This window comes from Neoactinobaculum massilliense (assembly GCF_900604955.1).
Classification (GTDB): domain Bacteria; phylum Actinomycetota; class Actinomycetes; order Actinomycetales; family Actinomycetaceae; genus Neoactinobaculum; species Neoactinobaculum massilliense.
Window position 1 is genome coordinate 226,475 of record NZ_UWPE01000002.1, and the last position, 13,867, is coordinate 240,341.

The 13,867-nt window shown below is 64.2% G+C and carries 10 protein-coding genes; 1 reads left to right on the forward strand and 9 read right to left on the reverse strand.

The window, feature by feature from the left end; all coding sequences use genetic code 11:
* The first annotated feature begins 361 nt into the window (after positions 1-361).
* Positions 362-1,162, forward strand: coding sequence for a serine hydrolase domain-containing protein (locus EIH27_RS07295; protein WP_124040327.1), 801 nt, complete (start codon positions 362-364; stop codon positions 1,160-1,162).
* A gap of 89 nt (positions 1,163-1,251) precedes the next feature.
* Here the strand turns inward: EIH27_RS07295 and EIH27_RS07300 are convergent, their stop codons facing one another.
* From EIH27_RS07300 to EIH27_RS07340, 9 genes are all read right to left on the reverse strand, one after another.
* Positions 1,252-2,082 carry an energy-coupling factor transporter transmembrane component T family protein gene (locus EIH27_RS07300; protein ID WP_124040328.1) on the reverse strand — a complete coding sequence of 277 codons (831 nt, stop codon included), beginning with the start codon at positions 2,080-2,082 and terminating at the stop codon, positions 1,252-1,254.
* Positions 2,075-3,973: an ABC transporter ATP-binding protein gene (locus EIH27_RS07305; RefSeq protein WP_164461640.1), complete on the reverse strand. Its 1,899-nt coding sequence runs from the start codon at positions 3,971-3,973 to the stop codon at positions 2,075-2,077. The genes EIH27_RS07300 and EIH27_RS07305 overlap by 8 nt, the downstream gene beginning before the upstream one ends.
* A gap of 1 nt (position 3,974) precedes the next feature.
* The gene (locus EIH27_RS07310; protein WP_124040330.1) at positions 3,975-4,532 is read right to left on the reverse strand and encodes an ECF-type riboflavin transporter substrate-binding protein; all 558 of its coding nucleotides are present in this window, start codon (positions 4,530-4,532) and stop codon (positions 3,975-3,977) included.
* Between the two features lie 242 nt (positions 4,533-4,774).
* Positions 4,775-5,635: an SAM hydrolase/SAM-dependent halogenase family protein gene (locus tag EIH27_RS07315; protein ID WP_241153025.1), complete on the reverse strand. Its 861-nt coding sequence runs from the start codon at positions 5,633-5,635 to the stop codon at positions 4,775-4,777.
* A 151-nt stretch (positions 5,636-5,786) separates the two neighbouring features.
* Positions 5,787-7,364 carry an amidase gene (locus tag EIH27_RS07320; RefSeq protein ID WP_124040331.1) on the reverse strand — a complete coding sequence of 526 codons (1,578 nt, stop codon included), beginning with the start codon at positions 7,362-7,364 and terminating at the stop codon, positions 5,787-5,789.
* 114 nt (positions 7,365-7,478) lie between these two features.
* The gene (gene clpB, locus EIH27_RS07325; protein WP_124040332.1) at positions 7,479-10,247 is read right to left on the reverse strand and encodes an ATP-dependent chaperone ClpB; all 2,769 of its coding nucleotides are present in this window, start codon (positions 10,245-10,247) and stop codon (positions 7,479-7,481) included.
* Positions 10,248-10,673: 426 nt separating this feature from the next.
* Complete coding sequence (locus EIH27_RS07330; protein WP_124040333.1) at positions 10,674-12,182, reverse strand: flotillin family protein; 1,509 nt, start codon at positions 12,180-12,182, stop codon at positions 10,674-10,676.
* Positions 12,183-12,674 carry a hypothetical protein gene (locus EIH27_RS07335; RefSeq protein ID WP_124040334.1) on the reverse strand — a complete coding sequence of 164 codons (492 nt, stop codon included), beginning with the start codon at positions 12,672-12,674 and terminating at the stop codon, positions 12,183-12,185.
* 96 nt (positions 12,675-12,770) lie between these two features.
* A complete protein-coding gene (locus tag EIH27_RS07340) occupies positions 12,771-13,859 on the reverse strand; it encodes a Cna B-type domain-containing protein (protein ID WP_124040335.1) in 1,089 nt (362 codons plus the stop codon).
* Positions 13,860-13,867: the final 8 nt, after the last annotated feature.

The following is a 13,867-nucleotide window of genomic DNA, read 5'->3' on the forward strand; positions in this document are numbered from 1 at the left end:
TCCGACGACGCCGTTCACCGCGAGCTTCCAATCACCGCGAGCTTCCAAGTTACGTAGTGAGGTGTTTGTGAAGGGCGCGTAGCCGGTATGAACTCGCACCTCCGCGGCTCTCCCCGCAGGGAAACCGGGCCACCGGACGAACGTTGCACGGAGCGGCCGGTGATCGAGCACAAGACCTCCACCACAAATTCCGCACTGCCTCTCTCCAACCCGATCAGATGCGAGTGGACTATCAGGTAAACCCGGCGGGGGGGAGAATCACATGACAAGCGCTGCACGCAGCCTGCCCGTAACTCACCCCACCACCGCGGACGGGACGGGCGGAACACGGCGTCGTCGTGCGTACGAATAGACTGAGGCCATGACTGCGCCGTTACCCTCCGATACCCTGACTTTCCCGCACGCCTACGCCGTCATTGCGCCCGAGGGCGAGCGGTTTGCCTACGGCGATGTGCACCGCGAATTTTCGCTCGCCTCCGTCACGAAGTCGATTTTTGCGTGGGCGTTGCTGGTGGCCGTGGAGCGCGGTGAGGCGGACCTGGACGACGCCGTCGGGCCGGCGGGCTCCACGGTAGAGCACCTGCTCGCGCATGCCTCCGGCCTGGCCGAGAATGACGGCACCGTGCGCACCGGCGTGGCCACGAAGCGGATTTATTCGAATTTTGGCTACGAAGAACTGGGCCGCTACCTAGCGGCTCGGACGGGCGTGTCCGTACGCGACTACGTGCAGAAGGCTGTGTTTGGGCCGCTGGGAATGGATGAATCCGTGGTACCGGCCAGCCCAGCTCATTCGGGCATTTCAACGGTGGCGGACCTGGAAAAGTTCGCCGGCGAATTGCTCCGGCCACGACTGCTGAGCACCGGAATGGTGGCGCAGGCGCGGGCCGTGCACTTCCCCGGCTTGGCGGGCATTCTTCCCGGCTACGGCCACCAGAAGCAGAATGACTGGGGGCTGGGCCTGGAGATTCGCGATCATAAGCAACCGCACTGGACCGGCGCCGCGTTCTCGCCACGTACCTTTGGCCACTTTGGGCAGTCCGGCTCGTTCGTGTGGGTGGACCCGGAGGCCGATCGCGCCGGCGTGTTCCTGGGTGCCGAACCGTTCGGCCCCGCGCAGAAGGCCGTGTGGCCGGCGCTCACGGACGAAATGCGTGCTATTTAGGCGGCGCGGCACACAGTTACAGCGAAGTGTGCGGCGTTGCTGCGCGAGCGGGTTCCAGCTCAAGGCAACGGCAAAAGGAGAACTACTCGCTACGCGAACGGGTTCCAGAAGCGGCCGCCGTTCACCCGCAGCATCACGATGGCCACCACCACAGCGCCCACCATCAGCAGCACGACGGCCACATCCGCCGGCCGAATACGTCGCGCGGAGAACCAGGTGCGTTTGCGCCCGCGCCCAAAGCCGCGTAGTTCCATGGCCGCGGCGATTGTCTCGATCCGGTCCAGTGTGCCGAGCAGCAGCGGCATTAGCATGCTGGTGGCATTCTTGACGCGCGTCCACAGCCCCACCCGGCGCGAAATATCAATGCCGCGTGCCTGCTGGGCGAGCGATACGGTGTGGAAGTCCCGCTGTACATCAGGGATAAAACGCAGCGCCAGAGCCACCGCATAGGCCGCCTTATAGGGGACGCCCACGCTGTTGAGCGAGGCGGCAAACTCCGAGGGCGGCGTGGTTCCCACGAACACCAGCACCGCCGGTAACACGGCAAAATATTTGAGGGTCACCAGCCCCTGATAAAACAGCTGCTCCTGGCTGAGATCCCACCGGCCGGGCCCGTTGATGAGCACATGAGTGGTACCGAACAGGTCCGTACCGTACGCGGGCGCAAACAGGAAAATGAACAGATTGTTGAGCACCATGAACACGAGGATGAGCGTGAGCACCACCTTCATGTCCCGGAAGCGAAGCCGCGCCGCCACCCACAGCGCAATGTTGAGAACGGCCAGGCCAAGGAGCACGCGGGCGTCGAACGTGATGGCAGCAGCCACAATGAGCCCCACGGATAAAATCAGCTTCGAGGTACCCGTCAGCCGATGAATCGGGCTGCGCCGGTCAATATATCCAAGAATCGGATTAGCCACGCTGCGCCGCCTCCTTGCCGTCCAGCCCGTCCACGCCGGTCGAATCTGCGCCCCGCGAACTTGCGCCGCGGTCCGCAGTCGCGGTACCTTGCGCACCACCGTTTGGTACGACGTCGTTCACACCCGCGGCACCTTCTTCCACGCGTGCTGGATCATCTCCTGCCGTACCACCGTGCTTTGCCCGATCCACCTGTAGGAATCGACGTACCAGTTGTTCGGCGTCGAACCCGTAACGCTGCGCATACGTATACAGGCCCGTGGGCACCAGGTCAGCGCGGGCGGTCACCGCGGGATCCGTGAGCACGCGCGCGGGGGCGGCGTCGGCGATGATTTTTCCGTGCGACATCACCAGGCAGCGCTGAGTGTATTCGAGTGCGAGGTGCATGTCATGGGTAATAAGAAGAACCGTGGTGCCGGCGCGATTCAGTCCGCGGATAAACTCCATGAATTCGGTGTAGTGGCGGAAATCTTGGCCGGCGGTGGGCTCATCCAGAATAAGCACGGTGGGGCCCAAAGCCAGCATGGCAGCAATGGTCAGACGTTTCTTCTGGCCGTGACTCAGCGCGGAGATAGGCCAGGACCGGTACGGCCACAGCCCGCACACCGTCAGTACATGCCGGATAATCTCCCGCGAGCGCTCGGCCTCAACGCCGCGTGCCTTGAGTCCCAGCGCCACTTCCTCCCACACCCGCGGCTGGGAGAGCATCTGCCCGGGCTCCTGCAGTACGAAGCCCACGTGCGCAGCCTGTTCGGCAAGCGACCACCGGGCGGCGTCCTCCCCACCGATGAGCACGGTACCTTCACGCGGCTTCTCGAAGCCGGCCAGCGCTCGGGCCAGGGTGGATTTTCCGGCGCCGTTGGAGCCGACGATACTAACCATTTGACCGGCCGGGATGGTGGCCGAAAGCTGCTCGAGCACGCGATTGTCAGGCTGATCCCCGTTGCCCTCGTAGGCCACGGTGAGGTCGCGAACCTCCACGGCGGCCACGGCATCCGCCGCGATGGATGGCGCCGACACCGGCTCCCCCACCCAGCCGCGCACCCGCGCCACATCCTCCTCGCTCAGTACCGTGTGAGCAGCATTGGACGGGTGCATGGAGGCCCGCAGGTGTACGCCCGCGTAACGTAATGCGGCGGCGTGCAGGGGCGGGCGAATCCCGTTCTCCTCTAGTAGACCCGAGGCCACCAGCTCATCCGGCGTCATATCCGCGATAATCCGGCCGGAGTTCATGAGGACCACGCGATCCACCGGACAGTGGAGCACATCCTCCAGCCGATGCTCCACGATAATGACGGTTTTACCAAGCTCCCGGTTAAGCCGGTCAATAAGCTCCACGGCCGCGCGCCCGGAGGCGGGATCCAGCATGGCCAGGGGTTCGTCAAAAAGCAGAATGTCGACGTCGTCCACCAGCACGCCGGCCATCGCCACCCGCTGCTTTTGTCCTCCGGACAGCGCCTGCGGGGAGGAGGCAAGAAAATCTGCAATACCCACCTGCCGGGCTGCCTTCGTCACGGCCTCCCGCATGTCCCGCTGTGCCACCCGCTGATTTTCCAGTGAAAATGCAATGTCCTCGGCCACCGTCAAACCCACAAACTGGTCAGCCGAGTTCTGCAGCACCGTGCCAACCCGCCGCGATACCTCCACGATTTCTGCCCGCGCGGGATCCACCCCCGCAACGCGTACGCTACCGGCCTCCACAACGCCGTCGTCCTGATGGAACGCGAGCGAGTTCAGCACCTTCACCAGAGTGGATTTTCCGCACCCCGATGGCCCCACGATCGCCACCTTTTCACCGGCGTCGATTCGCAGGTTGATGTCCGTCAGGGTGGCGCTCTCCTGGGTGGGATAGCGGAACGTGAAATCGCGGAGGGAAATCAGCGGCTCGGGCACACTACTCCTCAGCCTTCAGGGAACCCGCGCGCGTGCGGGAGCGGGCATAGATCGCCAGAATAATCGAGCCCACCACGCACGTGGTCACCGAATTGGATACGAAAGCAAACGCGCCCTGCGTGAACACCTTGGAGGCCGGCTCCGAGTAAATGAGGATGTCGCCCAGCGGCGCCACCAGCAGCCAGGACACCGCATGCGCCAGGATGACGGACAGATTAAATCGCAGCGCCGTCCACCCCTTGAAGTCGCCGGCGCGCACATGATTGTGCAGCACCAGGAGCCCCAGCACCAGGCCGAATACACCCGAGGCAATCTCCCACGAAATCCAAATTCCCCAGGTGGCGTCAATGAGTAGGTGGCCAATGAAGCCGCTCAGCGCACCCACCGTTGGCCCATACAGCACGGCGAACAGCGCCAGCACGGCATACTGCAGACTGATCGTGGTATTGGGCAACGGGGACGGAATCGCCACAAACCGACCGAGTACAAAGAAAAGCGCGGCCCCAATACCGGTGGCCACCACCTTCGCTACCGGACTGGGCGTATGCGTAGAACTCACTGGATTCTCCTTTTATTCGGTGGACGCCCCATCTGGGCAGCCCAGTTTACGCGCCGTTTACGGGCGGCCCGCGGCCCGTTGCTTCGGGTGACCGTACGCTACGCGTGACGACGACGTCGACCGCGCCCGCCCACGCAGCCCGCCGGCACCGAAACGCTTGCGCGGCACCAGCGGCGTCGAACCGGACGCCGCGCTATCGTGCCCCGCTCAGTCACCGTGCCGAGCCATCGCGCAGCGGCACCTCAGGCTTCGCCGTCCATTCGTGCCAGCGAAATCTTCCAGTTCGGACCCGTAGAAATATCAAATGCGCGGGCATAGGAGCCCCGATTAATCGCTACGGCCATGCGGTCCAGCGAATTGACATACAGCAGCGATTCTCCCACCTCCACGGAGGCGAAGGAAGGTACGTACACCAGGCGATTGGCGTGAACCGCGCGGCCATCATGGGTGATGTGCACCCGCACGTGGTCGCCCAGTTCAAATCCGAGTGAAAGGAACTGTTCACGCGGAATTGAGGACCACAGCGAGCCGTAGCGGACATCCAGCGCATCCACGATCCCGGTGATCTGACCATCACCCACCTCAGCATCACTGAGTGGCAGCCGCACCAGACTGGCCGGATCCAGCGCCGGCCCCACGCCCTCAAAGGAGATGATGCCCGCAGCGAGCCGAGCACCCGTATAGGCATATACATCCCGCCCGTGGAAGGTGTAGGACGTCTCGCTGCCCTTGCGCCGATTCACCGCCTCGTCGATTTCACGGACGGCTGTGATTCCGTAGATCGATGCCACATGGCTGAGCGTCCCGTTATCCGGTGTCACCACGTAATGTCCGGTGGCCGTCTGCGCCACCACGGACCGGCGGTCCGAGCCCACGCCCGGGTCAATGACGGAAACGAACACGGTGCCGGCCGGCCAATAGGAGACGGTCTGCGCCAACCGCGAGGAGCCCTCCCAAATGTTATAGGGCGGGATGTTATGAGTGAGGTCGAAAATGCGCAGCTCCGGGGAGCAGGAGAGCGCCACGCCATACATCGCGGCCACCGCGCCGTCCGCCAAGCCGAAATCAGACTGGAGTACCAGAGGGTGAGATGTTGTATTCACTTTTCCAAGTGTAGAAAGTGACCGCAGCGCGCCACGGATTGTCCAAGTTGTGAGCAGGGCACGTCCACCGCCACTGGCCACAACTGCCCTGGATCACACAGCCCGGGCACGGGTACGTCCAGCCCGCCTAGAACCAAACGATCGCGGCCGCCTAGCGCGCGGCGCCAGCCGGAACGGTGATGAGCGGCCACGGATCCGCGCGCTCCAGAATGGCAGCGATACGCAGCAGCAGGCCCTCCTGGCCCGCACGCACCCCGCCAACATGAACAGCAAACGGTAGCTCCTGGCCATCCACCTCCGCTCGGTGCAGCGGGACGGACACGGCCGCCGGCCCCCACATATTCCACGTGGACGTCCACGGGCTGGCCACACACTGGCGGCGGAAATCCTCCGCCGGATCCTCCGGTACCTGCGTCCAGCTGGCCAGTGCGGGCGGGATCCCGCTGCCGGGGGTGAGAACGGCGTCGAAGGAAGCAAACGCCTCCCCCATGGTGCGGCCGACGCCCTGCAGTGCCGCCTGCGCGCGCACCACATCCGCGCCCGTGAGCCGCCCGCCCTCGCTCCGCAGCCACCGGGTGAGCGGGGTGAGCGCCGTCTCCTGACCGGCCGGAATACTCATCGCCGCGGCGCCCGCCTTCCAGATGGGCATGAAGGCCGAGTGCCAGCGCGCTGGCGTCAGCGGACGCGGCACCCGGGTGAGGCTGGCACCCGCCGCCCGGAGGATTCGCGCCGCCCGATCCACCGCCGCGAGCGCTGCCGGGTGAATATCCGTGTCGACGTTGAGCGGTTCGGTAAGGATAGCCAGCCGTATGCCTTCCAGCGGCCGCGCGCCGCTCCGCAGTACATCCGCGAGATAGTGCTCGCGGCGCGGATAAGGGAACGGGTCCCCGGGGCGCACATGCGCAATAATCTCCAATCCGGCCGCGAGATCCGCCACTGTCCGGGACAGAATCCCCGGCGTGGTGAGGCCGATTCCGGGCGCGCCGGGCGCCGAGGAGACCAGGCCGCGGCCCGGTTTGATACCCAGCACACCGCATGCGGCGGCGGGAATGCGGATGGAGCCGCCGCCGTCATTCCCCAACGCAATGGGCACAATCCCGGCGGCCACCGCCACGGCCGCGCCACCACTGGAGCCGCCCGCTGTCCGGCGGAGGTCCCACGGGGTGCGGGCGGGCGTCTGGCCAGCGGGTTCCGTATAGCCGGTAAAGCCGAATTCCGGGGTGGATGTTTTGCCGATTGTCACCGTGCCGGCCGCGAGCACGTCCGCCGCCACGCCATCCGTGTGATCGGCAATCTGTCCGCGCAGCAGCGGCGTACCACATTCCAGCGGCAGGCCTTCCACGGCGATGAGATCCTTGATCGGAAATGGCACTCCCGTGAGGTCCGGCCGATTATCACTTGTTTCGACGACGCCGTCGCGCCGCCCGCGTGCGGCCTCCGGTACAAGTTTGGTTGTGTTGAGGGCGGGCGTGGCGTCCGCTACTGCCACGTACGCCTCGGCCGTATTCGTGTTCGCGCTGCGCAGTATCGCCGCCGCGCGGCGGGCCTGGCGCAGTGAATACTCCGGCGCCAGCGACGCAAATGCGCCAAGACCGGATAAATCCCGGGCGCGCTGGAGCACGCGCTCGGTGTGCTCCACGGGATCCACCCGGCCGCTGCGCATGGCTCGCGCCAAATCCAGTGCACTGTAGTAGAGGGGATCAGAGTCCGGGTCCGGATGAGTAAACATGCCTTGACCCTAACGCGGGTTTGTGCGCCGGCAAGGCTTGTTGTGGGCCGCCTAGCGGCCCACAACGGTACATATCGGCGCACAAACCCGATCGGGGGCGCACCGGCGTCGTACTTAGTACGTGGCGCCTTCAGCGTTCTCCTTAGCCTCGACGCTCAGCTCCAGGCCGTACTTGTGCCGTACTCCAGCGCCTCCTGCCGTCCCGGTTCCGGAACCGCTAGCGCCGGTGGCAGCCGTGCCACCACCCACAACGGAAGCACGCGACGCAGGCGAGCTACCGGCGTCGTGCGAGGAGGTCAGCTCCGCGAGATCCGGAGTGGCCGTATCCACCCGCACCGTATCCCCGTCCTGGACCTGCCCGGCCAAGATCATGCGGGCCAGCTGGTCCCCGATCTCCCGCTGCACCAGGCGACGAAGCGGCCGCGCCCCGAACGCCGGATCGTAACCGTCCAGCGCCAGGTAATCGCGGGCACCATCCGTTACGTGAAGCGTGAGCCGGCGGCCCGAGAGCCGCTCCTGGAGCTGAGCCACCTGAAGATCCGCAATCTTGCCGATCTGCTCAACGGAGAGCGGGTCGAACAGGATGATGTCATCGAGGCGGTTCAGGAACTCCGGCTTGAAGTGGCCGCGCACCTCACTCATCACGGCCTCCCGCTTCTGATCCGCGCTGAGTGCCGGGTCAGAGAGCGCCTGGGAGCCCAGGTTGGAGGTGAGGATGAGGATGGTGTTCTTGAAGTCCACCGTACGGCCCTGGCCGTCGGTGAGCCGGCCATCATCGAGCACCTGAAGCAGGATGTCGAACACGTCCGGGTGTGCCTTCTCCACCTCATCGAGCAGGATCACCGAGTACGGCCGCCGACGCACAGCCTCCGTGAGCTGGCCGCCCTCCTCGTAGCCCACATACCCCGGAGGGGCGCCCACCAGGCGGGATACCGTGTGCTTCTCCGCATACTCGGACATGTCGATACGCACCATGGCACGCTCGTCGTCAAACATGAACTCCGCGAGTGCCTTGGCCAACTCCGTCTTTCCTACGCCCGTGGGACCGAGGAACAGGAAGGAACCATCAGGACGGTTCGGATCCTGGACCCCCGCCCGCGAGCGGCGAACGGCGTCGGATACGGCGGTGACCGCAGCTTCCTGCCCGATCACGCGCTTACCCAGCTCCTCCTCCATGTGGAGCAGCTTCTCCGTTTCGCCCTGCATGAGGCGGCCCACCGGCACACCAGTCCAGGCGGACACCACTTCCGCGACGGCGTCCGCGGTGACCCGCTCCGCCACCATCGGTTCGCCCTGCGGCTCCCCGCTGGCTTCCGCCTTCTCCGCCTCCTCGATCTGGCGCTCCACGTCCGGGATATCACCATTCTGAATACGGCCGGCATCCTCATAGCGGCCCTCGCGGATGGCCAGGTCCAGCTTGGTGCGCAGGGCGTCCAGCTTCACGCGCAGGTCACCCACGCGGTTGCGGCCCTTCTTCTCCGCTTCCCACCGCGCGTTGAGCGAGGCGAGCTGTTCAGACTTATCCGCCAGCTCCTTGCGTAGCGCCTCAAGCCGCTCCGCGGACGCGTCATCCAGTTTGTCCCCGTCCGTGTCCGTCAAGTAGGCCTCCTCCATCTTCAGCCGGTCCACCTGCCGCTGCAGCACGTCGATCTCCTCCGGGGAGGAATCCAGTTCCATGCGCAGGCGTGAAGCGGCCTCATCCACCAGGTCAATTGCCTTGTCCGGGAGTTGGCGGCCGGAAATGTACCGGTTGGAGAGCTCCGCGGCGGCCACCAGGGCACCGTCGGTAATGGTCACCTTATGGTGCGCCTCGTACTTGGGTGCGATGCCACGCAGGATCGCCACCGTATCCTCCACCGACGGCTCCCCCACGTAGACCTGCTGAAAACGACGCTCTAGAGCCGGATCCTTCTCAATGTTTTCGCGGTACTCATCCAGCGTTGTAGCGCCGATGAGCCGGAGCTCCCCACGCGCCAGCATGGGCTTGAGCATATTGCCCGCGTCCATGGCACCCTCGCTGCCACCGCCTGCACCCACAATCGTGTGGATCTCATCAATGAACGTGACGATTTCGCCGTTCGCGTCCTTGATTTCCTGCAGCACCGCCTTGAAGCGTTCCTCAAACTCACCGCGGTACTTGGCGCCGGCCACCATGGAGGCCACGTCCAACTGGATGAGCCGCTTGCCGCGCAGACTCTCCGGCACATCGCCGTTAACGATGCGCTGGGCGAGCCCCTCCACCACGGCCGTTTTGCCCACGCCCGGTTCGCCAATGAGCACCGGGTTGTTCTTGGTGCGCCGGGAGAGCACCTGCACCACGCGCCGGATCTCCTGGTCACGGCCGATCACGGGATCCAGTTTGCCGGCGCGCGCCGCCTCCGTGAGATCCTGACCGTACTTCTCCAGCGCCTTGAACGTGCCCTCCGGATCCGGGCTGTCCACCTTCCGGTTTCCGCGTACGTTCGGCAGTACGGCGGCGAGCTTCTCCCGCGTGGCGCCGGCCTGCTGCAGAATCTGCCCCGCCTGCGACTGCGAGGCCGCGATCCCCATGAGCAGGTGCTCGGTGGAAATGTAGCTGTCCCCCAGGCTGGTGGCCTCCTGTCCCGCCGCCGAGATAACGCGCGAGAGCGGCCGGGACGCCTGCGGGTTCTGCACCGAGCTTCCCTCCGAGCGCGGCAGCGCCGCCAGGGCACCCTGCACGCGGCCGGCAATATCCGCCCGGTTGGCACCCACGGCGTCCAACAGCGCCACAGCCACCCCGCCCTCCTGCGTGAGTAGCGCCGACAGTAGATGCAGCGGTTCGACCTGCGGATTGCCCGCATCGGTGGCCAGGCGTATCGCCTCCGCCAGCGCCTCCTGCGACTTTGTAGTCAACTTGTCCATAAATCCTCCCGTTCGGGTACCGCGCGCGGCCCTCCCGGCGCTCCCCGTCTGGTCAAGTAACGTACCCTAGGTTGAGTCTATTCCACTCAAGAGTTCTTGCAACTCAGCTTCGGGGTAGAGGGGACGTTTGGTCCGCTGTTTCCCGCGCGCCGACGCCGTTTTGGGTACGCGGAGGGAAAGCGGGTTGCAGCGCTATCTCAGTGCTGCCTCCTTCCACCGGGCAGCGCCAGCCGCTTGAGGGAGTACCGCCCGTAAAAAACACCAGTGCCCGCTTCCCGGACCTATGAGGACCGAAAAGCGGGCACTAGTCTCAAGCCGGCCGCTGCAACGCAAAACCGGCGGCACCACACGGCCTAGCGAAATCACCTACTCGCTAAGCCTGTGGCGACACACCATCTCAGAGCCACAAAAACCGCCGTGCGCTACCTACTTAGCGGGGCTGGCGGCGTCGCCGGACGTGGTGGAATCATCCGCGGCGGAATCCTGCTTCCCTGCCAGGCCACCCACAACATCCCCGAGGTCCACCCCGGTCAGCGCCTTGACGATGCCACTAATTTCCGTGGCGTTCTTGGTGACCGAGCTGGCCATGCCGTTGGCGGTGCCGTCGTTGGAAATCAGGGTGATGTTGTCCACGTTGCCGTATGCGCCAGCGATAGCGGAAGCAAGCTCGGGCAGCTTCTCCACGATGGACTGGGCAATAGCGGCGTTGCCGTACTTCTTGAGGGCGTCCGCGCGCTTGTTGAGCGCTTCCGCCTCCGCGAGACCAATAGCCTGCTTCGCCTGCGCCTCGGCCTCGCCCTTCTTTGCGGCAATCTCGGCCTCGGCCAGGCCCACTGCCTTCGCGGCGGCGGCGTTGGCCAAACCTGTCTTCTCGGCAATTTCGGCGTCCGCGAGGCCCGTCATGCGGGCGGACTCAGCCTTAGCCTTACCGGCACGCTCCGTCATCTCGGCGTCCGCGTTACCCTGCTCGCGCCGCGCCTCGGCCTGCGCCTGTGCCTGTGCAATCTGCGTGTACTTCTGTGCGTCAGCCTCCTGCTTGGCCCTGTAGTTCTCGGCGTCGGCGGGCTTACGAACCTCGGTGTCCAGTTCCTTCTCGCGGAGCTTAGCCTTCTCCTCCGCGGCTTCCTGCTGCTTCTGCGCAATGAGAGCAGCCTGGGCCGCCTGGGCGAGCGGACCGGCGGCGTCGGCCTGCGCCTGCTGCGTATCCGTTTCCTGCTTAATCTGGGCCTGGTAGATGGCCAGTTCCTTGTTTTTCTCCGCGATCTTCTTGTCCGCCTCAACCTCGGCGGCGGCCGCCTCCTGCTTGGCATTGGCCATGGAGATGCGGGCCTGCTTTTCGATCTCGGAGGACTGGGCCACGCCCAGGTTTTCGATGTACCGGTTCTTGTCCGTGATCTCCTTGATCTGGAGGGTATCGAGGGTGAGTCCCATGCTCCCCAGATCTGACTGCGCGGCGGACGCAACCTTCGTGGCCAGCTCCTCGCGGTCCGAAAGCAGCGCGGAAGTTTCCATGGTGCCGATGATGGAGCGGAGCGAGCCGGAAAGCACGTCCGTCACCGAGGAGCCGATTGTATTCTGCTGATCAGCGAAGCGCTCCGCTGCGGCCAGGATCATGCGCGGCTCACTGCCCACCTTCACCATGGCCACCGCCTCCACATCCACGGGGATGGCGTTCTGATCCACCGCATTCTCCACCACCAGGCGGATCGGAAGCGTTTGCAACGAGATCATGGTGGATGACTGCAGCAGCGGCAGCACGAAAGTACGCCCGCCGGGCATAACCACCTTGCGCTCGCCATTTCGCCCGGAGGAGCCGGACACGATGATTGCCTTATCCGGCGGCGCAATGCGAAGCCGCGATGCGAAGAATGCGGCGGCGAGGATAACGAGGAGGACGACGCCCCCAATAAGGTATGTAAGGTATGTGACGCTCATTTAGCTTCTTTCCGCCTTAATGAACACGTAGGTTCCGTCGGCATTCTGTGAGGTGATGATTACTGACATACCCGACGTGTAGGAATCGGGAAGAAGGGGCGTGGCCACCACCGTCAGCGGCATGCCTGAAAGCGCCGTGGCCACCTGGTAGGTGCCGTTGTGGAGGTCATAGCGAATGGTGCCGAATTTTCCGACGGCGTTTTGGTCACCCAGGTCCTCGCTCTTGTGGAGGGCCCGGTAGATGAGAGCAAAAATAATCGCGATCACAACGCCAACGCCGGCCGAGATCCCCAGCGCCAACCCCGCGGACATTTCATTGGCGCTGGTGAACATGCCCACCAGCCCGAATCCGCAGGCGAAAAATACGATCGTAGTGAATAGTGGTACGCCGTCAAAATCCGGGAAGATGTCATCAAAGAGCCCGTCAAGCAACGTGGTGAGGATGAGAACACCAAACGAGACCGCGGAGACAATGGCGAAGAACTCGAACATGCCTCTAGCTTATGCTCTTTCTGGGAACGGCCGTCGGGAAATGCATAGAAAATGGTCCCGACCAAAATCGGGACCATTTATCAGTTGCAGCGTTAGTTACGCATCGTGACGACGCCGCGCCACAAGCACCGTACCGGCGAGCAGTAGCACCGCAGCAGCCGTGGTGAGACCAGCCGTACGAGCACCGGCGTTAGCTAGCTTCGTCTCGGAAGCGTTCGGAGCGGACGCTTCGGTCCGAGCCGGGGCCAGAGTGGCGGCGGGCGTCACTTCAGCAGCCGGCGTGGTTTCCTCAGCGGCCGGGGTAGTTGCTTTCTCCGTCGGTACCGGCGTGGCCGGGGTGAGCTCGGTCAGCGGGGTCGTTGCCTCCTCCGTCGGTATCGGCGTGGCCGGATCAAGCGTCGCAATCGGGGTGGTATTCAGCCTGTTCACAACGGCAGCTGGGCTGAAAGTAGCCGACGGAACCGTGACAGTGCCCGCAACAATCAAGGACCAGGTCGAATGAGCATCGAAGGTTACGCTCTCGCCATCGAAATGAATGCCCGCCTCCGAGGCCTCCGTCCCGGTCAACACCTGAGCGAACTTGCCGCCGAAACCGTGACCGATCTGCAGACCCACCTGCTGAAGCTGCGCGTCAGTAAGCTTCTCCGGAGACCAGACCGTAAAGTCAGAGCCCTTCTTCACTACTACCCAGGCAGACCCGTCACCGAGTTCACTCAAAGGAATGACCAGATCATTGCCGGGTGTGTATGTCGTTACACCGGTGACGCCACCCCGATCAAAAGAGGTAAGCGCAGGCTGCGTGTAAGAAACCGTGTAGTGGTTCGGCACCACCGCTTCCTCCACCGTGTAGGTAGCCGCGGCAGGCAGGCCACTCACGTCAAACTGGAACGACCCGTCCTCAAGAGCAGACTTCGTGGTGGCAATGACCGTCCCATTTTCGAGGAGATTAACGCTAACCTGCGCATGGGCACCATAGCCATCATCCCAAGTTTTGTGGCCGGTGATAACCGTGCCCGCGGGGAGCGTGTCGGTTGCCACCACCTCAACGGCATCAGCGTGCGCGGGTGTGAGGCTAGTGAGCGTGAAAGCACCAAATCCCAATACGATCGCGGCGATCAGAGCGAGAAGGGCCTTCCCCCCGTAACGCTCAATGTGTCCCTCATGTTTAGTCCTTTCATCTTTCATCCCAGCGC